The 20983-nt window shown below is 73.5% G+C and carries 15 protein-coding genes and 1 pseudogene; 12 read left to right on the top strand and 4 right to left on the bottom strand.

Features of this window, described 5'->3' with window-relative positions:
* Positions 1-141 precede the first annotated feature (141 nt).
* From AC060L_RS08315 to AC060L_RS08360, 10 genes are all read left to right on the top strand, one after another.
* Complete coding sequence (locus tag AC060L_RS08315; RefSeq protein WP_483797924.1) at positions 142-1236, top strand: radical SAM protein; 1095 nt, start codon at positions 142-144, stop codon at positions 1234-1236.
* The gene (locus AC060L_RS08320) at positions 1224-2234 is read left to right on the top strand and encodes a radical SAM protein (RefSeq protein WP_483797925.1); all 1011 of its coding nucleotides are present in this window, start codon (positions 1224-1226) and stop codon (positions 2232-2234) included. Before AC060L_RS08315 ends, AC060L_RS08320 begins: the two co-directional genes overlap by 13 nt.
* Positions 2231-2983: an iron-containing redox enzyme family protein gene (locus tag AC060L_RS08325; protein WP_483797926.1), complete on the top strand. Its 753-nt coding sequence runs from the start codon at positions 2231-2233 to the stop codon at positions 2981-2983. The genes AC060L_RS08320 and AC060L_RS08325 overlap by 4 nt, the downstream gene beginning before the upstream one ends.
* 3 nt (positions 2984-2986) lie before the next feature.
* Complete coding sequence (locus tag AC060L_RS08330; protein WP_483797927.1) at positions 2987-4627, top strand: MFS transporter; 1641 nt, start codon at positions 2987-2989, stop codon at positions 4625-4627.
* Positions 4628-4731: 104 nt separating this feature from the next.
* Positions 4732-4929 carry an aroma-sacti cluster domain-containing protein gene (locus tag AC060L_RS08335; RefSeq protein ID WP_483797928.1) on the top strand — a complete coding sequence of 66 codons (198 nt, stop codon included), beginning with the start codon at positions 4732-4734 and terminating at the stop codon, positions 4927-4929.
* Positions 4930-5022: 93 nt separating this feature from the next.
* The gene (locus tag AC060L_RS08340) at positions 5023-5217 is read left to right on the top strand and encodes an aroma-sacti cluster domain-containing protein (protein ID WP_483797929.1); all 195 of its coding nucleotides are present in this window, start codon (positions 5023-5025) and stop codon (positions 5215-5217) included.
* Between the two features lie 33 nt (positions 5218-5250).
* A complete protein-coding gene (locus AC060L_RS08345; protein WP_483797930.1) occupies positions 5251-8742 on the top strand; it encodes an adenylate/guanylate cyclase domain-containing protein in 3492 nt (1163 codons plus the stop codon).
* On the top strand, positions 8739-9617 hold the full coding sequence (locus AC060L_RS08350; RefSeq protein WP_483797931.1) for a S8 family peptidase: 879 nt from the start codon (positions 8739-8741) through the stop codon (positions 9615-9617). The genes AC060L_RS08345 and AC060L_RS08350 overlap by 4 nt, the downstream gene beginning before the upstream one ends.
* Positions 9618-9620: 3 nt before the next feature.
* A complete protein-coding gene (locus AC060L_RS08355; RefSeq protein ID WP_483797932.1) occupies positions 9621-10274 on the top strand; it encodes a GAF domain-containing protein in 654 nt (217 codons plus the stop codon).
* Between the two features lie 140 nt (positions 10275-10414).
* Positions 10415-12214: an AfsR/SARP family transcriptional regulator gene (locus AC060L_RS08360; protein ID WP_483797933.1), complete on the top strand. Its 1800-nt coding sequence runs from the start codon at positions 10415-10417 to the stop codon at positions 12212-12214.
* A 57-nt stretch (positions 12215-12271) separates the two neighbouring features.
* Here AC060L_RS08360 and AC060L_RS08365 read toward each other — a convergent pair whose 3' ends face one another.
* The 3 genes from AC060L_RS08365 to AC060L_RS08375 form a co-directional block, all read right to left on the bottom strand.
* On the bottom strand, positions 12272-12871 hold the full coding sequence (locus tag AC060L_RS08365; RefSeq protein ID WP_483797934.1) for a cadmium resistance transporter: 600 nt from the start codon (positions 12869-12871) through the stop codon (positions 12272-12274).
* 73 nt (positions 12872-12944) lie between these two features.
* The gene (locus AC060L_RS08370; protein ID WP_483797935.1) at positions 12945-14702 is read right to left on the bottom strand and encodes a DUF1003 domain-containing protein; all 1758 of its coding nucleotides are present in this window, start codon (positions 14700-14702) and stop codon (positions 12945-12947) included.
* Positions 14703-14994: 292 nt separating this feature from the next.
* Complete coding sequence (locus tag AC060L_RS08375) at positions 14995-16959, bottom strand: phosphocholine-specific phospholipase C (protein WP_483797936.1); 1965 nt, start codon at positions 16957-16959, stop codon at positions 14995-14997.
* A 512-nt stretch (positions 16960-17471) separates the two neighbouring features.
* Between AC060L_RS08375 and AC060L_RS08380 the strand changes: the two are divergent.
* Both AC060L_RS08380 and AC060L_RS08385 read left to right on the top strand, forming a co-directional pair.
* Positions 17472-18584 (top strand): annotated as a pseudogene (locus AC060L_RS08380) (family 2 encapsulin nanocompartment cargo protein terpene cyclase); the annotation flags it as partial.
* A gap of 26 nt (positions 18585-18610) precedes the next feature.
* Positions 18611-19486: a geranyl diphosphate 2-C-methyltransferase gene (locus AC060L_RS08385; protein WP_483798020.1), complete on the top strand. Its 876-nt coding sequence runs from the start codon at positions 18611-18613 to the stop codon at positions 19484-19486.
* A gap of 73 nt (positions 19487-19559) precedes the next feature.
* On the opposite strand, the gene AC060L_RS08390 is transcribed toward AC060L_RS08385, so the two are convergent.
* Positions 19560-20966: a sensor histidine kinase gene (locus tag AC060L_RS08390; RefSeq protein ID WP_483797937.1), complete on the bottom strand. Its 1407-nt coding sequence runs from the start codon at positions 20964-20966 to the stop codon at positions 19560-19562.
* Positions 20967-20983: the final 17 nt, after the last annotated feature.

The raw sequence follows: 20983 nt of genomic DNA on the forward strand, positions 1-20983 counted from the left end.
GGGTTCTGTCGGTCGGTCAGGTCAGGTGCTCCCGTGCGCCGGTCTTATCCGCCGGCAAACCGCTTTCAAACCGAAGCAGAACCGCCGTGGTCGAGGATCTGGTCACAGCCGGTCGGGCAGTGCCTCGAAGGGAGCGGTCGCTTGCACCTCACGGAGATCCTGGATCTGCGGCCAGTGCCGCTGTCGGCCATCTACTTCGGGCTGACCCGGCGCTGCCCGCTGCACTGCCGCCACTGCTCCACCGAATCGCTGATGGACAGTGAGCAGTACCCGGCGAGGATGTTCACCCGCTTCGCCGAGACCTTCACCGCCGAGGAGCACCCCGAGCTGGTGCTGATGTCCGGCGGTGAGGCGCTGCTGCGCCCGGCGCTGGTGCGGGACATCGCGGGGCTGGCGCGGGCGGTGGGGGCGCGCAGCCATGTGCTGTCCGGGCTGTTCTTCGCGTGCCGGCCGCGGATCCCGAAGGCCGTCAAGGCGGCGATCGACGCCGTGGACCACTTCGCGGCCAGCACCGACCGCTTCCACGAGGAGGAGGTCCCCCGCTCGGCGGTCTTCCGGGTGCTGCACCAGGTGCTGGACGACGGCAAGGACGTGAGCCTGCAGATCACCGGCACCGGGCCGGACGATCCGTACCTGGCGGACATCACCGCGGCGGTCCGGCGGGAGTTCGACGACCGGGTGCCGATGCTGGTGGTGCCGCTCGCCTCGGTCGGCCGGGCGCGGGAGTGGATGGACCAGGCGCCGCACGCGTCCTACCCCGTGTCGGCCGCGCCCTGCTCGCTCTCCGCCTGGCCGGTGATCGGCTTCAACGGCGCGGTGACCTCCTGCGGCAACCAGGACGTGATGGACGGCAAGGTCCCGCTGCCCCCGCACCTCTACCTCGGGCACATCGCCCGCGACGACTGGTCCGGCATCAAGCGCAAGGCGCTGGAGTCCCCGATGGTCCGCGCGATCAGGACGTACGGCCCGGAGTACCTGGCCGCGCGGCTCGGCGGCGTGAGCGACTGCGAGGGGTACTGCCAGACCTGCTGGAAGCTCTCCGGCGTGCCCGGAGTGAAGGAAGGGGTCCGGGAACTGACGCTGCTGCCGCACAGCTCCATGATCGAGCAGGTGGTGGAGCGCGCGTCGGTGGCGGCCGGCCCGGTCGGCTTCGCCCGCCGGTTCGGCGTCGCCGGCTACGCGGACCTGGTCACACTCGGCAGCGGCACGCCCCGGGACCTGGCGTGCATCGGCTGACGCGGCAGACGCGGCTGACGCACGCGCAGGTCAACCGGATCCGGCAGACGCCCGGCGCCACCGTGCTGCTCTTCATCACCGACCGCTGCCCGGTCGGCTGTGCCCACTGCTCGGTGGACTCGCGTCCGGACAGCCCGAGGATCACCGATTTCGCGCTCTTCGAGCAGATCGTCGAGCTGCTGTGCGCCGACCCCGTGCTGACCACGGTCGGCGTCTCCGGCGGCGAGCCGTTCGTGGAGCGCCGGGCGCTGTCGCTGGCCGCGCGGCGGTTCGCCGAGTCCGGCAAGGACCTGGTCGTCTACACCAGCGGCGTCTGGGGCGGCGCGGACGATCCGCCGCGCTGGATCCACGAGGTGCTGGACCGCTGCCGCTGCGTCTACCTGAGCACGGACGCCTACCACGAGGCCGGCACCGGAGCCGAGCGCTTCACCCGGGCCGCGAAGGTGATCGCCGACCACGACCTGCCGATCGTCGTCCAGGTGGTCGACCAGGACGGCTCGGTGCCACGGGCCGAGGCGCTGCTGCGCGCGGCCTTCGGCGAGGCCTGGCCGCGGTACGCGGAGCTGGTGCCCACCCAGGGCCTGCCGCACGGGCGCGGGGCCGGCCTCTTCGCGCGCGGCCACCGGGTGGCGGGCCGCGAGCTCGGTCGGTGCGAGCTGGTGGTCTCGCCGGTCGTCCGCTACGACGGGCGGGTCACCGCCTGCTGCAACGAATCGGTGCTGATGGGCGGCGGTCCGGCCGAACTGCGCCGGGACTGCGCCGACGGCGCCGAGGTCGGGCAGGCGCTGGCCGGCTTCCGGCAGGCGCCGCTCTACCAGGCGCTGGGGCTGGTCGGCGGCGGGGCGCTCACCGGACACCCCCGGTTCGCGGACCTGGCCGACCGTCAGTTCGGCGACATCTGCGGCATGTGCTGGGCGATGACCCGCCGGGTCCGCGCCCAGGAGGCCGATCCGCTGCTGAAGGCACTCGCTCTGCTCGGCCGGGAGGTCCACGGATGACGGAGATGCTGTCCGGAACGTCTGGGACGTCCACGCCGTCCGCCAGCGAGGTACTGCAGGTGAAGCTCGACCTGCTGATCCCGCGCTTCTGGTCGCTCACCGCCCGGCTGTGGCAGTCGCCTTCGGTCGCCGAGCTCTATCCGCGCTACCTCTGCGCGCTGCACGGCGCGATCCGGGCCACCGTGCCGCTGATGGACCTGGCGCTGGAACGGTCCGAGGCCCTCGCGGGCGGCGACCCGGTCGCCGCCGGGCTGGTCGGCTACCTGCGCCGGCACCGCCGCGAGGAGAGCGGCCACGACGAGTGGGTGCGCGAGGACCTCGCCGCGATCGGGCAGGACCCGGACCGGTTGCTCTCGGCGATGCCGGGGCCGGCCGTCGCGAACCTGGTCGGGGCGCAGTACTACTGGATCCGCCACCACCACCCGATCGCGCTGCTCGGGCACATCGCGGTCCTGGAGGGCTACCCGCCCTCGCCCGACCTGGCCGCAGTGCTGCAGCAGCGGACCGGCTACCCGGCGGAGGGTTTCCGCACGCTGCGCCGGCACACCGTGCTCGACGTCCGGCACCGGGACGAGCTGATGCAGACCATCGACGGGCTGCCACTGACGGCGGAGCACCGGACGGTGATCGGGGTCAGCGCGCTGCACACCCTCCAGGGGGCGTGCGAGCTCTTCGAGGCGCTGCTGGCCGGCGAGCCCGCGCCCACCTCCCCGCCGGCGTCCGCGCCCACCTCCCCGCAGGTGTCGTGACCGATGCCCGGGAACGGATTCTTCGTCGCGCTGAGGCTGCGCCAGTTCCGCCGGCTCTTCGCCGGGCAGGTGCTGTCCGGCTTCGGCGACTGGATCGACTACGTCGCGCTGATCTACCTGGTCGCCTACCGGTGGCACGACGGCGCCGGCGGCCTCGCGGCCGTCTCGATCACCACCGTGCTGCCCTGGATCGTGCTCGCCCCCGTCGCCGGGGTGTGGGCCGACCGGCTGCCGCAGCGATCGGCCATGATCGCCTGTGACCTGACCCGCGCGGCCCTGGTGCTCTGCTACCTGGTGGCGCCCGACCTGCGGGTGCTGCTCGTCCTGCTGCTCGCCAAGACCGCGGCGGGGACGCTGTTCGGCCCTGCCCAGCAGTCGGCGCTCACCCGGATCGTCCCGGCCGACCGGCTGCTCGCGGCGAACTCGCTCAGCGCCTTCGTCACGCAGGCCGGCAAGGTCGCCGGGCCCGCGGTCGGCGGGCTGCTGATCACGCTCGGCGGCCCGCACCTGGCCTTCGTCGCCGACGCCGCCAGCTTCCTCGGCTCGGCGCTGATCCTCTCGCGGCTGCGCGTGCCGGCCGATCCGGCGCAGACCGCGACGGCGGCCGCTCCGCAGACCGCTCCGCCGTCCGGCGGTGACAGCGCGGGACGGCAGCCGACCAGGGGCCGGTTCCGGCGGGAGCTGCGCGAGGGCTTCGCCTTCGTCCTCGGCAACCGGGTGCTGCTGATGGCGATCGGCAGCCTGTCCGCCACCGTCCTGCTGGTGATGGCATTCGACACGCTCTCGCCGCTGGTCCTGCTCGGACTCGGCCTGCACAGCTCGCTGTACGGGCCCGCGCTCGGCGCGATCGCCGCCGGTGCGGTGGCCGGGACCGTGATCGTGGGCAAGTGGGGCCGGAACTGGAACGCCTTCGGCGTGCTGGCCGCCTCACAGGCGGCGACCGGCGCACTGGTCGCGCTGACCGGCGCGGCCGCGCTGACCGGCTTCCGGATGGCCCCACTGCTCTGGGCCCCGGTCGCCGTCGCGATCGGGCTCTGCTCGACCGGGATCATCGTGGTCTTCCAGTACCTCGTCCAACGCGCCACGCCGCAGGCCCTGATGGGGCGGGTGATCGCGGTGGTCGGGGTGGTGCCGACGGTGCTGCAGATCGCCGCGCCGCTGCTCGGCGCCGCGCTGGCGGTGTGGATCGGGCTGGGGTGGGTGCTGGCGGCGGCGGGTGCGGGGCTGACGCTGCTGGGCGGGCTGTTCCTGTGGCTCCGGCCCGCCGACGTCACGCCCGCGACGGAACCGCCCGAGGCCGTGGAACCGCCCGAGGCTTCCGACAAGGACGAGGCAGGTGCAGGGCCCGCGCGGTCCGCTCCCGCCACCCCGCCCGTGCGAACGGGCCCCCCAGACGGCGCCGGGCCACACCGGTCCGCGCGCCAGGAAAACGCAAGAAGGAGGACGGATATGTCGTTCGACGCGATCGAGGCGCTGGCTGCGGCCGGTCACAGTTTCGAGGGCGCCACCGAGGAGCAGCTCGCGGTGATCGCCGGTCTCTCGGCCGAGGAGGTGGCCGTGATGAACTCCATCAAGGAGCGCCTCGACGGCCAGGTCGCCGCCCACGACCACGCGGTCGACACCGTCGGCGGCTTCGTCTGGTAGCGAACTCACCTCCGGGGCCGACTGGTTGACGGCCGGTCGGCCCCGGAATCCCGCCCCGCGCGTCCGCGCGGCGGCGGATCCCTTCCGCATGGAGGAGGACGGATATGTCGTTCGATCCGATCGAGGCGCTGGCTGCGGCCGGTCACAGTTTCGAGGGCGCCACCGAGGAGCAGCTCGCGGTGATCGCCGGTCTCTCGGCCGAGGAGGTGGCCGTGATGAACTCCATCAAGGAGCGCCTCGACGGCCAGGTCGCCGCTCACGAGGTGCCGCCCACATCGACCGTCGGCGGGTTCGTCTGGTAGCACGGGCCCGCCTCGGGGACAGCGGCCGCCGGCCCGCGTGGCCGGCCGGCCGCTGTCCTGGGGCCTGTCGTCAAGCGGGCGAGGAGCGCGCTGATGGAGGAGCAGAACCCGCTCGACGTGCTCAGCGCGTCGGGCATCCCGGTGGACCAGCTGACCGACGGTCAGCGGGAGCTGCTGGCAGAGCTGTCGGCGCAGGAGGTGGCCGTCCTGGTGGAGATCGGCCGGCGACTGGCCGAGGCCGGACCCGAGGTCGTCGCCCATCTGATGGTCGGCGGTCTCTTCTACTGACCCACGCACGGCCGGTGTTGCGAGGAGGTGACCATGGACTGCCCGTCCTGTGCCGGAGCGAACGCGGTCGGCGCCCGGTTCTGCATGTCCTGCGGCAGACCGTTGCCAGGACCGGGCCCCGGTCAGGACCCGTCACCGGAGCCGTCGCCGGAGGCGGTGCAGGCCCGTCGCACGGTCACCGTGGTCTTCGCCGACCTGGCCGGCTCCACGGCCCTGGGCGAGCGGCTCGACCCTGAGGTGCTCCGCGAGGTGATGCTGCGCTACTACACGGTGATGCGCGGCTGCCTGGAGCGCCACGGCGGCACGGTGGAGAAGTTCATCGGTGACGCGGTGATGGCCGTCTTCGGGGTGCCGCAGGTCCGTGAGGACGACGTCGCCAGGGGCGTGCGCGCCGCCTGGGACATGCAGAGCGCGATGGCGGAGCTGAACGAGGTGCTGGCCGCCGGGCTCGGGGTCGCGCTGCGGCTGCGGCTGCGGGTCGGGGTCAACACCGGCGAGGTGCTCTACTCCCGGGAGTTCGGCGACGGCCACGCGATGGTCTCGGGGGACACCGTCAACATCGCCGCCCGGTTGGAGCAGCACGCCCCCGACGGCGGCATCCTGCTCGGCGCGATGACCCGGCGCGCGGTGGCCGGGGCCGCCGAGGTGGTGCGGGTCGAGCCGCTGGTGGTCAAGGGCAAGGCGCACGCGCTCCCGGCCTGGCGGCTGGTCGGAGTCGAACCGGCGGCCGGATCGGGGGAGTCGGGCGAGCCGTCCGCGTTCGTCGGCCGGGCGGACGAGTTACGCGAGCTGCGCTCGACCTGGGCGCGGTCGGTCGCCGATCGCGGCTGCCACCTCTTCACGCTGCTCGGCGACCCGGGGATCGGCAAGTCCCGGCTGGCGGCGGAGTTCCTGGCGGAGCTGCGCGGCCGGGGCGCGGCGGTCGCGGCGACCCGCTGCCAGCCGTACGACGGCGGTGGCGCGCTCTCCGCGCTCGCCGACCTGCTGCGCGGGCTGCTCGGCGAGCCGGTGCCCGGTGGTGTGCCGCCGCAGGCGCGTGAACTTCCGGGCCTGGAGGCGCTGTTGGCGGGTCAGCAGGAGGGACCGGCGGCTGCCGCTCTGCTGCGCGGGGTGCTGGACGGCGGCACGGTCGCGGTCGAGGACACCTTCTGGGCGATGGGCGTGCTGCTGGAGACGCTGGGCGCGGCCCGTCCCGTCCTGCTGCTCTTCGACGACCTCCAGTGGGCCCAGCCGATGCTGTTCGACCTGATCGACCACCTGGCCGACTGGACGGTCGGTGTGCCGGTGCTGCTGCTCTGCCTGGCCCGGGTGGACCTGCTGGACGTCCGTCCGGGCTGGGGCAGTGGCAAGCTGTCCGCGACCTCCCGGGTGCTAGGGCCGCTGTCGGCCGAGGAGTGCGTGCGGCTGGTGGCCGGCTGCGCCGAGGTCTCGCTGCACGACCGTTCGGACACCATGCAGCGGGTCGCGGACGCGGCCGAGGGCAACCCGCTCTTCGCCGAGCAGCTGGTCGCCGCGCTGACGGACGGCGGCTCGGCCGACGAGCTGCCGCCGACGATCCAGGTGCTGCTGGAGGCCCGGCTGGCCCGGCTGCCCCGGGAGGAGCACCGGATGCTCGAACACGCCTCGGTGATCGGGCGCGAGTTCACCGCACCGGGCCTGGCCTCGCTCGGGCCGCTCGCGGCAGCGGCGTCCGGTGCGGCGACGTCCGGTGCGCCGGCGGCCGTGGCGCCGGTGCTGCACGCGCTGGTCCGACGGCGGCTGATCGAGCCGGTGGGACGGCGGCCGGGGGGCGCCCCGGCGTTCCGCTTCGTCCACCTGCTCGCGCGCGACGTCTGCTACGCGGGGCTGCCCAGGCGGCGGCGGGCGGCCCTGCACGAGAGGTACGCCGACTGGCTGGTGTCGCACCGGGCCCCGGCGTCCGTGGACCATGTGATCGGGCGTCATCTCGCCGAGGCCTACGGCAATCTGCGGCAGCTGGCCGCCCTGAACGGCGCCCTGCCGGCCCCGGGGCCGGACTCGGCGGGCGCGCCCGACCCCGGGGTTGTGCCCGACCCCGGGACGGCGCCGGGCGCGGGGCTCGTGCCGGGTGCGGGAAGCGCGCCGGGCGCGCCCCACCGGGCGCCGCACGCCGATCCGGCGACCGCCAGACGGCAGGCCCTCGGCGAGCGTGCCGCGCGCTACCTGCTGGCCGCCGGGCGCTCGGCGCTGATGCGCGGCGAGTGTGCCTGGGCGGTGGAACTCCTCGCCCAGGCGGACGCCCTGCCGGCCGGCGACGCCGCCGCCCGGCTCACCACCAGGCTCGCCCTCGCCGAGGCACTGATCGCGACCGGCGAGGGCGAGCGGGCCCGCACGCTGCTGACCCGGCTCGCGGCCGGCACCCGGGCGGATCCGGTGCTCACCGCGCACGCCCGCCTGCACCTCGCCGGTCTGAGCAGGTCGAAGGACCCGCTGGCGGCGACCGTCCGGGCGGCCCGCGCGGCGATGCCGGTGTTCGCGCGGGCGAACGACGACCTCGGCCTGGCCCGCGCCCGGCTGGCGATCGCGCACCGCAGCCAGGCCCGGTGCGGCTACACCGAGGCCTCGGCCCAGTTCGCGGCCGCGCTGGTCTCGGCGGAGCGCTCGGGCGCCGCGCTGGAGCAGGCCACCGCGCTCGGTGGCCTGGCGGTCACGCTCTGGCTGGGCCCCGAGCCCGCCGACGCGGCGATCGAGCGCTGCCGTGCGCTGCTGGCCGGTCACGGTGGCGGGCGCCGGGCCGGGCGGGCGGCCGTGTGCTGCCCGCTCGCCGTGCTGCTGGCCATGCGCGGCACCGAGCTGGACCAGGCCCGCGCGCTGGTGGCCGAGGCCGGCCGGATCGTCCGGGAGCTGGGGCTGGCCGGACCGCGCGCGGCGATCGAGACCTTCGGCGGACTGGTCGAAGTGCTCGCCGACGCGCCGCAGGCGGCGGAGGAGCAGCTGCGCCGGGCCTGCGAGTCGAGCCGGGCCATCGGCGACCCGGACGCGCACGCGACGGCCGTCAGCGCGCTGGCGGCGCTGCTGCTGGACGAGGGCCGCGCCGAGCAGGCCGTCGAGCTGCTCGACGGCGCGCACGACGAAGCGGGCCTGGACTCCCCGCTCCAGCGGGCGGAGCGCGAGGCGGTCACGGCCCGGCTGCTGGCGCACCGGGGACGCCACGCCGAGGCGGTCGAGCGCGCGGCTGCGGCCGTCCGGCTCGCGGCGCTCGGCGACTCGCCGGTCGGCCGGGCGCAGGCGCTGCTCAGCCAGGCGCGGGTCGCGCTCGCCACCGGCGGCACGAGCCGGCGCACACCCGCGCGCTCCACCGATTCACTACGGGCCGATTCGCTGCCGGCCGACTCGCTGCCCGCCGACCCGATGAACGCCAGCCCGTCGGACGCCGACCCGACGGACGCCGACCCGATGGACGCGGGCCGGCTCGCCGCTGCCGCCGCCCGGCTCTTCGCGGCGAAGGGGCACCTGGTCGGGGAGCGCCGGGCGGCGGCGCTGCTGAGCGAGGTCGAGCCGGGATGACCGCCGCGCAGTGGAGCCCGTTCGGCACCGGACCGCTGACCTGGCGCATCACCGATCTCGCCGCGAACGCACTGGAGTTGCGCTCCGCCTGGCCAGGCAGCTTCCCGCCCGGCGGGCCGGCCGCGCTGGGCACGGGCGCCGGCGTGCGCGTCTGCGTGGTCGACAGCGGCGTCGCCGGTGACCACCCGTTGGTCGGACGGCTGGCGGGGGCGTACGCGGTGACCTCGGCACCCGCCGGACCGCCCGGCCCACTGCGGGTCGAGCCCGACACCCTCGGCGATGCCTGCGGCCACGGCACGGCCTGCGCCGGGATCATCCGGGCGATGGCGCCGGACTGCGAGCTGACCAGCCTGCGGGTCCTCGGCTCCAGCCTCTCGGGGACCGGTGAGGCGCTGATCGCCGGGTTGCGCTGGGCGGTCGAGCAGCGCTTCGACGTGATCAACATGAGCCTGTCCACGCCCAAACGGGACTTCGCCCTGCGTCTGCACGACCTCGCCGACCGCGCCTACTTCGCCGGGTCGCTGCTGGTCGCCTCCGCGCACAACATGCGGATCGAGAGCTACCCGTGGCGCTTCTCCTCGGTGCTCTCGGTCGGCAGCCACGGCCTGGACGACCCCTGGCACCTGGTCTGCAACCCGGAGCCGCCGGTCGAGTTCTTCGCCCGCGGTGTGAACGTTCCGGTCGCCTGGCCGGACGGCGGGACCAGGACGTGCACGGGCAACAGCTTCGCGACGCCGCACGTCACCGGCATGTGCGCGCGGATCCTGAGCGGCCACCCCGGGCTCGCCCCGTTCCAGGTCAAGAACCTGCTGCACCTCGCCGCGGCGAACGTCACGACGGCGAACGTCACCACCCCGGCCAACCCTCAGGAGTGACCGATGAACAGGCGGGACATGCTCGCTGCCGCTCTCGTCGCCGCGGACGACGCCCGGCAGCAGGACCTGGTCCACTCGGTCGTGACGGCCGCCCGGGGCGTCTTCGGCGCCCAGGCCTGCTCGGTCATGGCACACGATCCGGACACCGACGAGCTGGTGTTCGAAGCGGTCTCCGGGGCCGGTGAGGAGCACCTGGTCGGTGTCCGGTTCCCCGCCGCACGGGGGATCGCCGGCTGGGTGTTGCTCTCCGGCGAACCGGTGATCGTCGACGACCTCGCGCAGAACCCGGTGTTCGACCGCGCGATCGCCGAATCCACCCGCTACGTGCCGCGCGCGCTGATGGCCGCCCCGCTGCTCGACGGCGACCGGGTGCTCGGCGTGCTGGAGGTGCTGGACCGCGAGGAGCGCGGCGGCGACCACCGGGATTCGCTGCGTGACCTGGACTGGCTCGGGTTGTTCGCCGCCCAGGCGACCCACGCCCTGGTCCTGGTGCAGCACACCAGGCGGGCCCGCCGGGCCCTGCGCGGCGAGGGCGCGGCCGAGCTCGCCGAAGTGGTCATGCTGGCCGAGGCGTTCACCGCCCTGCCCGAGGAACGGCGGGCCGCCGGGCGGAGATTGCTGCGTGCACTCACCGATTCGTTGACCGTGGACGGGTGAGAAAGGGGCGCCGGCCGCACGCCCCGAATAGGCCGGTCGGCGCTGTTGACGGCGATAACCCAAAGGCTCAGCATTACAGGTCAGTTGGTGCCGGGCCGGGGTCTCTGGCCCGGCGGAATTCCCAATCCGGGGAGTGGGACGTGGAGTTCAGCGTTCTGGGACCACTGGAAGTGCAGGCCGGCGGAGAACCCGTTCCGCTCGGATCAGGAAAGCTCGGATTCCTGCTCGCCACGCTGCTCTGCCGGGCCAACACCGTGGTGTCGACCGGGCGGCTGACCCAGGCCCTGTGGTGGGGCGACCCGCCACGCACCGCCGTCAAGAACCTCCAGGTCAACGTCCACCACCTGCGCCGGGCGTTGCGGCACACCGAGAGCGGCCCCCGGATCCTCAGCCGCCCCGGCGGCTATCTGCTCACCACGGCCCCCGAGGAGGTCGACCTCGACCGTTTCGAAACCCTCGCGGGCGCGGCCGGCACCGCCGTCCGGCAGGGCCGGCTGGAGCAGGCCGACCTGCTCTTCCGGCAGGCGCTGGCGCTGTGGCGGGGGCGGCCGTTCGCCGGGCTCGAACGCTCCGACCTGATCCAGCAGGAGAGCCTGCGGCTCGCCGAACGGCGGCTCACCGTGGCCGAGGCCGCCGTGGACGTCCGGCTCGGGCTCGGGCGGCACGCCGAGGCGCTGGCCGACCTGGAGCCGCTGGTCGCCGAACACCCCTACCGCGAGCGGCTGCGGGCCCAGCAGATGACCGCGCTCTACCGCACCGGCCGCCAGGTCGAGGCGCTCGCCGTCTTCGACGACGTCCGCCGGTTGCTCGCCGAGGAGCTCGGACTGCGTCCGGGCAGCACGTTGCGCCAGCTGCAGCGGATCGTGCTGGACGGCAGCAGGGACGAGACGGTCCCCGGCCTCGGCCTCGCCCGCCCGGAGATCCGGTTACGCGGCAACGCCAGCCAACTGCCGCCCGGCATCGGCGATCTGGTGCCCCGGCCAGGGCCGTGGACGCTGCTGCACTCGCTGCTCCAGCCGGGTCCGGCCGGCGCCGCCGCCCCCGCCCCGCCGGCGGAGTGGACGCTGCTGGTGGTCTCCGGACCGCCGGGCAGCGGAAAGTCCACGCTGCTCAGCAGCGTCGCCCGGTCGGTCGCCGGGCACTTCGCCGACGGGCTGCTCTATCTCGACCTGCGCGGCCCGGACGGCCAGCCGTACGGGCCCGGCGAGGCGGTGGCCGAACTGCTGCGCGCCACCGGGATCCCCAGCGAGGCCGTCCCGCGGCTCCAGGCCGACCGGCTCCGGCTCTACCGGGAGCGGTTGCACGACAGACAGGTGCTGATCCTGATGGACAACGCCTGTGACGAGGCGCAGATCCGCAGCCTGCTGCCGACCACCGGGTCGTGCACCACCGTCGTCACCAGCTGCTCCCGGCTCTCCGGGCTGGCCGGGGCCAGGCTGCTGGAGATCGCGGAGTTCCTGCCCGGCGAGGCGATGGAACTGCTCGCCCGGCTCGCCGGCCGGGAGAGGGTGGCCGCCGAGCCGGAGGCCGCCGAGCGGATCGTCCGCTGCTGCGGCTGCCTGCCGCTGGCGGTCCGGATCGCGGGCGCCCGGCTCGCCGCCCGGCCGTACTGGCCGCTGGCCAAACTCGTGGACCTGCTGGAGGGTCCGGGCGGGCTCGACGAGCTGGCGGTCGGCGACCTGGACCTGCGCAACGCGCTGCGCCGCGGCCACCTGGGGGTGCCCCCGGCCGACCTCCAGGCCGTGGCCCGGCTCGGCGCGCTGTCGGCGGCGGACTTCGACGCCCAGGAGTCCGCCGCACTGCTGCAACTGAGCGTGGAGCAGACCGAGGAGCTGCTGGAGCACCTCTGCGACCTGCACCTGATCCGCCGCAAGGAGCGCGACCCGCGCACCCTGGCCCGCTACCAGGTCCCCCCGCTGCTCCAGCACGTCGCCGGCTGATCACCCGCCGATCACCCGCCGACCGGCCATCGACCGGACCGTCCAGCGCGGCGCGGCTCACAGCGCCCGGCCCAGCGCGGTGAGCGTGCCGCCGGCGACCAGGATGAGCACACCGACCGTGATGAAGACGACGGGTATCAGCCGGTGGCCGGCCCGGCCGAGCGCGGCCACCACCGCGCCGTGCGTTCCCAGCAGCGCTCCGGCGCCGCACCACAGGCCGATCAGGGCCAGGAACAGCGCGGTGGCCAGCAGCGCGCCGGCCGGGTGCAGGGTGCGGAACAGCGGCGTGAAGACGCTGATGTTGTCGGCGCCGCCGGCGAACACCACGAGCGCGATCCGCGGCGCGGTGAAGGCCGGTGCCGCCGGTGCCTGTTGAGGATCGCCGTGCGAGCGCCACAGCCCGGCCACGCCGAAGCCGATCGGGACCAGCCCGAGCAACCCGACCCACCGGTCGGGCAGCACCTGCAGGCCGGCCGCCGCGAGCAGCGCGAGGGCCAGGACGGCGGCGAAGCCGGCGTACTGGCCGGCGACGATCGCGGCGGCGCGCGGGCTGCCGCCGGTGCGGCGGGCCATGAAGAGCGCGGTCAGGATGACGAGGTCGTCGATGGTGGTGCCGAGGAAGGCGAGCACGGCGGTCACGAGCAGGGACGCCGTCACGGACACCCCCTGCTCACTGCTGGCCCGCTCACTGCTGGCGCGCTCACTGCTGGCCCGCTCACCGCTGTCCCGGTCATTGCTCGGGCGGCTCCGTCCCGTCCAGTGCCGTCGCCCTGCGGACGGCCGTCATGGCGGTGGCCTCGTTGCCGTAGCGGCGCTGGGCGCCCAGGCCGAAGAAGCCGCCCTCCAGGTTCGCGTCCGCGACGGTGGCGGCGATCTCGTCCAACAGCTGGCGGAAGTCGGCGAGTTGCTCCGGCGCCTTGCGGGCGACTATCACGGTGGCCGAGCGGATCACCTCCAGTGCCGGGCCCTGGTAGTCGGCGTACCGGACGTCGGCCGGAACGCCCGTGTTGAAGGTGGATGCCGCCGTCAGCTCGCGGATAAACCGCTGCGGATGCGCGATGCTGGTCTCCCGCAGCTTCTTGATCAGCGCGAAGATCTCCTCGGCGTCGATGACGCCCTCCGCGAGCGCCACCAGGACGCCCGCGGCCATCAGGGCCCGCTGCAGGGTGTCCCACTCGTCGGTGCTGAAGTCCGCCTCCCTGGGGCCGTCCTGGGCTCCCCGGGTGTCCCGCAGCACCTGGAACCCCGCGCCGGCCAGCATGCCCGGGATCCGCCGGACGGCCGCCAGGTACCTCGCCCGGGTCCCGTCGGCGAGCTGCTCCCAGGGCACCGGACCGGACGGCTGCGAGGCCGCCCCGCACTCGTACTCCAGCCGGGCCAGCAGCTGCACCTCGTCGTCCTCGAAGGCGAAGTCGAGGGCGGCGTTGAAGGTCGGCACCATGAGGCAGCCGATCACGGCCAGTTGCTCGCCGATCTGGCGCGCCTGGACGCGGTTGGACTCCTTGGCCTCCTCGGGCAGTTCGTCCCAGGGAACGGCCGGCGCGTTGTCGTTCGCAGTGCTGTCGTTCGCAGTGCTGTCGTACGGGATCTGCGCGCCCGGTTCGCCGAGGTCGCCGGCGTAGGTGTCGTGGATGGCCCGCGCCAGGTGCTCGGTGACCTGGGCGGTGGTGTAGCCGGTGAGGCTGTCGATCACCCGGTCCTGGGCCGTGAGCCGGGCCTTCATCCGCCGGCACTCGTGCAGGATCGCCTCGGCGTCCAGGTACGTCTGTTCGGAGCGGCGGTCGCCGGCCCGGCTCAGCACGTCCTGACCGACCATGATCACGATCATGAAGATGAGCTGGGCCAGCGTCGACAGGAACGACATGAAGGCGAACGGGTACGGGTCGAAGCGCTGAACGCCCAGCTGTGACAGGGCGATCCAGATCACCTGCGTCGCGGCGGCGAGGTAGAACGCCCAGACGTTGCCCAGCCGCTGGGTCAGCCAGGCCGCGATCCGGCCGTTCAGGGTCACCGCCTGGTCGAAGGCCTGCGGTGGCGGCTGCACCCGGTGCCGCTCGATCCACGGATGCGGGCTCGATTCCAGCAGGCTGACCCCGCGGCTGAGCGCCCGGTCCTGCCGGTCGAGGTGCGCCTGCAGGTCGGCCACCTGCGCGAAGATCGCCTCCGCGTTCTCGTAGGTCTGCACCGCCCTGCTGTCGGCGGCCGCGCCGAGCACCCGCTGGCCGACCAGGATCACCAGGCAGAGGATCAGCTGCACCACGTTGTCGAGGAAGAGCAGGAACGGAAACGGATAGGGATCGTCCCGGTGCAGCGGCCCCCAGGTCGCCAGCGCCATCCAGCCGCCGACCAGGACGAGTGCCGTGTACAGCGCGCGCATCGAGCCGACCCACCGGGTCAGTGCGGCCGCGATGGCACCGTTCAGGCCGATCCGCTCGTCCTCGACCATCACCGGCCGGGGCAGCTCGGTCGTTTGGTTGAAGCTGCTCATATTCCCCCCTCGGGCAGATCCTCGCCGCAGGCCGACGGCCCGTCAGAGCAGCGAGGATCGCATTCGTCAGCGCCGGAAAACCTACACCGGCCGGTGAATCCGCCCCAGTGCGCCGAACGGCGGCGAGCGGTTCCGCCGCGGGCGGCCCGCACCTGGTTGCCCGCACCGGGCTTCCCGTGCCGGGTAGTTCGCACCAAGCGCTGGTCAACGAGCCGCAGGCCCGCCGGAGCTGAACTCCGATCAGGCCTGCGGGTGGTGGGAGGTAGCGGTCGAACTACCGCGATGACCAGGACTACTGGGCGTACAGACGGCCGGCGAAACGGCGGGCGAAGCCGTCGCCGCTGTTGGCGGTGACCGTGAAGTCGTAGCGGCCCGCGCCGGTGGCGTGCAGGGTGGCGGTCGCGGTGCCGCCCGCGGCGACGGTCAGCTGGGTGGCCGAGCCGCCGGTGGCGAGGTAGGCCGCGTTGGGGTTGATGGTGAAGACCGCGGCGACCGAGCCCGCGTTGCTCAGCGTCAGGGTCAGCGTGGCGCCGTCCTTCGCGTCCACCACGGCGGCCTCGGGGTGCGCCTTGGTGCTGCTGGACCAGGTGAGCACGTTGCCCTGGAAACCGCGCAGGTAGCCGTCGGGGCCGTGCAGGTCGATGTCGTAGGCGCCGCCGCCGTACGTCTTGGCGGAGAAGTAGTCGGAGATCGAGCCGCCGGCCGCGCAGGTGTACGGCCAGGCGGCGTAGGTGCGGTCGTTGACCGTGTAGGCCGTGAACGCACCGGCGAGGGTGCCCGCCGACACGGTCTTGAACCAGATCCGGCCGGTGGAGGTGTCGGTCCAGGAGGTGGTGTCGAAGACGTAGCCGAGCGACTGTGCGCCGCGGTCGCCGGACTCCTGGGCGGGCAGCGCGCCCGCGCTGGGGATCTTCGGCGCGGGCAGCGACTCCTCCTTGTTCGCGGCGGCGACCAGCGCGGCGGTGTTCGGCAGGTTGGTCGGGAACGCGACCGGGCTGACGCCGAAGTTGAACGCGCTGGTCAGGTCGCCGCTGACGGCCCGGCGCCAGCCGGAGATGTTGCTGCACTGCACGCCCGTGACCAGCTCGGCGAAGCGCAGCGGCGAGGTGTGGTCGAAGGTCTGCGAGCAGACCCGGCCGCCGGTGGACCAGGGCGAGATGACGGTCATCGGCACCCGCGGGCCCATGCCGATCGGCAGGCCGCTGACGAACTCGTCGGCGGTGCCGGACGGCGCGGTGGGCGGTGCGACGTGGTCGAAGAAGCCGTCGTTCTCGTCGAAGTTGTAGAAGACCACGGTCGAGTCCCAGGTGGCCTGGTCGCTCGCGATGGCCGCCAGCACGCCGCTGACGAAGTTCGCGCCGTCGGCCGGGCGGTTGGCCGGGTGCTCGCACTGCGCGGTCGGGGCGACCACCCAGGAGACGGTCGGGAAGGTGCCGGCCGCGATGTCCGAGGTGATCGCACCGGCGATGTCGGCGACCCGGGCCATGCCGCGGGTGTACAGCGGGTCGCCGGCCGAGGCGTTCTTGAACTGGGTGAACCAGGCCAAGGGATTGTCGTCGAAGTTGTCCGCCTCCTGGTAGACCCGCCAGGAGACGCCCGCGTCCTGCAGCATCTCGGGGTAGGTGGTCCAGGAGTAGCCGGCCTCGCTGTTGTCGGTGACCGGGCCGCCGGCGGTGCCGTTCGGGTCGATCATGCCGGTCCACTGGTAGAGCCGGTTCGGGTTGGTCGGGCCCTGGACGGAGCAGAAGTACTGGTCGCAGATGGTGAACGCGTCGGCCAGCGCGTAGTGGAACGGCAGGTCGTTGCGGTTGTAGTAGCCCATCGTGTACCCGGTCTTCTCCGGGATCCAGTTGTTGTTCAGGCCGCCGTTCCAGGCGCCGTGGGTGCCGCTCCACGAGTGGTCGAGGTCCTCGACCTGCTGGGCGTCGGTCAGCGCGGTGTTCAGGTGCCAGGGCAGCAGGACGCTGCCGCCGCCGGCCGAGCCCTTGGTGTTCTGGTTCCAGACGTTGGAGCCCTTCGGGAAGCGCAGCAGCGAGGTGTCGCCGTAGCCGCGGACGCCCGACAGGGTGCCGTAGTAGTGGTCGAAGGAGCGGTTCTCCTGCATGAGGATCACAACGTGCTTGACCGAGGAGAGCGAACCGCCCCCGGTGCTCGCGGCCATCGCTCGGCGGACCGAACCCGGGAGCACGCCGAGCGCACTGCCGGTACCGAGGGCGACGGCCGAGCCGAGCAGTGCCCGGCGGGAGATCGGGGACATGCGAGGACCTTTCTTCGGGCCGCGCGGGCGCTGGCGGCGCGCGGCACTCGTGGGCCAGGACTACCGAGAAAGGTGGGCCAGGGGCAGGGAACTTGTCTGGACAACTTGGCTGTACGGCACATGAATCGGAGGCAACGAAACCCGGCGCCGCACCGCTTCGGCCCGACCTGGCGCCAGCCCTGCGGAGCCCCGCCCGTTCGAAAACAATGCGCCGTCAGAGGTATTTGTGCGACAAGCGACATCGGCTGCGAAAGGGCGTTTGACTGCGCCGTCACGGCGTGCGAATTGTGAGGAAAAACCGAGGAACTGGGGGGATTGTCGGACCGGCGCGCGCCACCGGCGCGCGCCTATGCGCTGGGTGGATAACGATTGTTGTCCCCGTCCGCGGACCAGTTATCTGGAAGAGTCGGCAGCTCTGGACCTAAGGAGTCGTCAATGCCCGGTACGGGATTCTTCGGTAAACGACGGTCACGCGGCGAGCCCGCGGTGGTGCGGTCGTGAATTCCAGCGCCCTGGAGCGGATTCTGCGCGGCCCCAGCGGTATCGGCACGGCGAGCCTGGACCCGCTCCGGTGGTCCGAGTTGCCGGACGGCGCGGCCGTGGCCGAGGGCGCGGCACCGCCCGTGCTGGACGGTGCGCCCATCGCGGGGCAGCCGGTCCCGGGCCTCTACTACCACCCGATCGCCGAGCCCGACCCCGAGCGGGTGGCCGAGCTGAGCCGGCGGATCAAGGCCTGGGCGCTGGACGAGGTCGAGCTGTATCCGCCGGAGTGGGAGGACCAGTTCGATGGGTTCTCGGTTGGTCGTTACATGGTCGGCTGCCACCCGGACGCCCCCACCGTCGACCACCTGATGCTCGCCACCCGGCTGATGGTGGCCGAGAACGTGGTTGACGACGTCTACTGCGAGGACCACGGCGGCTCGCCGGTCGGCCTCGGCGGGCGGCTGCTGCTCGCGCACACCGCGCTCGACCCGCTGCACACCACCGAGGAGTACCGGCCGGCCTGGGAGGAGTCGCTGCAGTCGGACGCCCCGCGGCGCGCCTACCGGTCCGCCATGGACTACTTCGTCCAGGCCGCCACGCCGTCCCAGTCCGACCGGTTCCGCCACGACATGGCGCGCCTGCACCTGGGGTACCTCGCCGAGGCGGCCTGGGCCGAGACCGACTACAGCCCGCAGACGTGGGAGTACCTGGCGATGCGCCAGTTCAACAACTTCCGCCCCTGCCCGACCATCACCGACACCGTCGGCGGCTACGAACTCCCCGCGGAGCTGCACGCCCTGCCCGCCATGCAGCGCGTCATCTCGCTCGCGTCGAACGCCACCACGATCGTCAACGACCTGTACTCGTACACCAAGGAACTCGCCGCCCGCGGCAAGCACCTGAACCTGCCGGTGGTGATCGCGGACAACGAAGGCCGCACCGACCGCGAGGGCTACCTCAAGGCGGTGGAGGTGCACAACGAGCTGATGCACGCCTTCGAGGCCGCCGCAGCGACGCTGGCCGCCACCTGCCCCGACCCGGCGGTGCTCCGCTTCCTACGCGGCGTGGCCGCCTGGGTCGACGGAAACCACCACTGGCACTGCACCAACACCTATCGCTACAGCCTGCCTGATTTCTGGTAACCAAGGAGCTGACCGAAGTGACCACGATGGACCTCGCACCCGGCACCGGCACCACGGCCGCAATCCCCGGCCCGGCCACGCCCTACCAGGACGACATCGCCCGCTATTGGGACCAGGAGGCGCGCCCCGTCAACCTGCGGCTCGGCGACGTCGACGGTCTCTACCACCACCACTACGGCATCGGGGACGTGGACGTCGCCGCGCTCGGCGCGCCCGACGACATCGAGCGCGAGAAGAAGGTGATCGCCGAGCTGCACCGGCTGGAGTCCGCGCAGGCCGACGTGCTGCTCGACCACCTGGGCCGGATCCCGAGCGACGGCACGCTGGTGGACGCCGGCTGCGGCCGGGGCGGCTCGATGGTCATGGCGCACCAGCGCTTCGGCTGCCGGGTCGAGGGCCTCACCCTCTCGGCCAAGCAGGCCGACTTCGCCAACCAGCGGGTCCGCGAGCTCGGCATCGACGGGTACGTCCGCTCCCAGGTCGGCAACATGCTCGACATGCCGTTCGAGACCGGCACGGCGGCCGGCTCGTGGAACAACGAGTCCAGCATGTACGTGGACCTGCAGGACCTGTTCGCCGAGCACTCCCGGGTGCTGCGGGTCGGCGGCCGCTACGTGACCATCACCGGCTGCTGGAACCCGGTCTACGGGCAGCCCTCGAAGTGGGTCTCGCAGATCAACGCCCATTTCGAGTGCAACATCCACTCCCGCCGGGAGTACCTGCGCGCGATGGCTGACAACCGCCTCGTCCCGCAGGCCGTCATCGACCTCACCCCGGCCACGCTGCCGTACTGGGAGCTGCGGGCGACCTCCTCGCTGGTCACCGGCATCGAGGAGGCGTTCCTCTCCTCGTACAAGGACGGGTCGTTCCAGTACCTGCTGATCGCCGCCGACCGCGTCTGACCGCTGCCGACCGCGTCCGCCCGGCTTCTCCCGCCCGTGGGCCGCTGCCTCTCCCGGCGGCGGCCCACGGCCGTCAGCCCGGCGGCAGCGTCAGGCGGAAGAGCGCGCCGCCGCCGGGGGCGGCCTCGGCGGCGAGGGCGGCGCCGTGGGCCTGGGCGATCTGGCGGGCCATGGCGAGGCCGAGGCCGGAGCCTGGCAGGGCCCGCGCGGCGGACGCTCGGTAGAAGCGGTCGAAGACGTACGGCAGGTCCTCCGGGGTGATCCCCGGGCCGTGGTCGCGCACGGTGAGCTGCCGGTCGGTCAGCACCACCTCGACCGGCCCGCCCGGCGGGCTGAACTTGGCGGCGTTGTCCAGCAGGTTGCCGACCAGCCGGGCCAGCCGCGCGGGCACGCCGGGCAGCGTCGGGTCGCCCTGGTGCGAGTACTCGACGGCGACGGCGGGCCAGTGCGCCCGCGCGCTCTCCACGCAGTGCGCCACCAGCGGCTCCAGCCGCACCAGTTCGACGAGCGCCTGCGGCTCCTCGTCCCGGGCGAGTTCGATCAGGTCGTTCACCAGCCCGGTCACCTCGCGCAGCTGCCGCTGCAGACCGGCGGTCGCGCGGGCCCGCTGCTCGGGCGTCAACCGGTCTGCCTTGGCGAGCAGTTCGGCATTGGTGCGCAGCGCGGTGAGCGGGGTGCGCAGTTCGTGCGAGGCGTCCGCGACCAGCCGCCGCCGGGCGGTCACCGACTGTTCCAGCTCGGCCAGCATCGCGTTGAACGCCCCTGCCAGCCGGGTCACTTCGTCCGCTTCGGGGCCGCCCTCGCCGTCCGCGCCGTCGGTGCCGGCCGGCAGGTCGATCCGCACGGTGGCGTCCCGGGTGGCCGCGATCCGCTCGGCGGTGGCCGTCAGCCGGGCGACCGGCGCCAGGCCGGTCCGCGCGACCGCGGAGCCGAGCACACCGGCCAGCAGCACCCCCGCGCCGGCCACCAGGGCCATCAACTCGCCTGCCTGCCGCACCCCTTGCTGGACGGCGTCCGAGCGCAGCGCGACCTGGAGGGCCTGCCCGGAGCCGTTGCCGAACGGGGTGGTGAGCATCTCGGCCGGGTGCCCGTCCACGGTGACGGCGCTGTAGTAGCCGTCGTGGCGCCCGGCCGCGACCTCCCGGGTGCCGGCGGTGACCGGGAGCAGGTACGGCCTGGCCGGATCCTTCGCGGGGTCGGCGGGCACGATCTGGGTGCAGGCGGGCGCGGCCAGGTAGCCGCACTCGCCGAACAGCACCTGGGGGCCGGCGGTCCGGTTCTGCTGCTGGACCAGCGTCGCGTGCTGGGTCAGCTGGAGGTCGAGCTGGTGCTCCAACTCGTAGCGCATGATGGTGAATCCGGCCCCGGCGACGCCGAGGCCGACCAGCGCGACCGCGCTCGAGGTGGCCAGCGCCAGCCGGGTGCGCAGCGGCCTGCGGCGGCGCCAGCGGGCGTGCCGGGAGCGCGGCTCGGCGCTCATGCGGCCGCCACCCATGC

Source organism: Kitasatospora sp. NEAU-69 (genome assembly GCF_057158765.1).